The sequence below is a fragment of the Arcobacter sp. genome (assembly GCF_050300555.1).
In the GTDB taxonomy this organism is placed as follows: domain Bacteria; phylum Campylobacterota; class Campylobacteria; order Campylobacterales; family Arcobacteraceae; genus Arcobacter.
Window position 1 is genome coordinate 1 of sequence record NZ_JBNKXY010000235.1, and the last position, 607, is coordinate 607.

General features: G+C 28.0%; 1 protein-coding gene and 1 pseudogene. One reads left to right on the plus strand and one right to left on the minus strand.

Translation table 11 applies throughout. The features are described 5' to 3' along the window. A pseudogene (locus tag ACQY5W_RS13335) lies at positions 1-327 on the plus strand (ribosome biogenesis GTPase Der); the annotation flags it as partial. Positions 328-412: 85 nt separating this feature from the next. Here the strand turns inward: ACQY5W_RS13335 and ACQY5W_RS13340 are convergent. After that, on the minus strand, positions 413-607 hold a 195-nt coding region (locus tag ACQY5W_RS13340), incomplete at its 5' end, for a hypothetical protein (protein WP_428025457.1).

Genomic DNA, 607 nt, shown 5'->3' on the forward strand with positions numbered 1-607 from the left:
ATTTCGGCATTGTCTAAACAACGAATTTATAAAGCTATTGAAACAGCTGTTGAGGTATACCAAAACCGTTCTAAGAAAATTAAAACGAGTAAGCTTAACGAAATCTTTTTGCCAATAATAGAAAGTTATCCACCGCCTGCATATAAAGCAAAATATGTGAAGATTAAATATATCATGCAGTTGCCAACACCGCAACCACAGTTTGCTTTTTTCTGTAATTTACCACAGTATGTAAAAGAACCATATAAACGTTTCTTAGAAAATAAACTACGTGAGCATTTCAATTTTAAAGGAGTTCCTATTAGTGTTTATATGCGTAAGAAGTAAAATAATTTTAAGTTTTTATAAAACAGACCTTTGTTATTGTAAAATTAGGAAGACCATACGATGAAAACTTTGTTTTAAAATTAGCTTAAAATAGCTTGTTTTTTAATCTTAATCCTTTATTCGGAATTTCATATAGAGTGTCAAAAACATTCTCAACAATTTCAATATTTCTTTCTATTAATGAATTAAATTTATCTCTTAATTCAGGGTAGAAATTTTCGTTGTAAAAATTTGAGTAGTTTTCAAAATCCTTCACAAAGTTGACATACCAATCAGATTT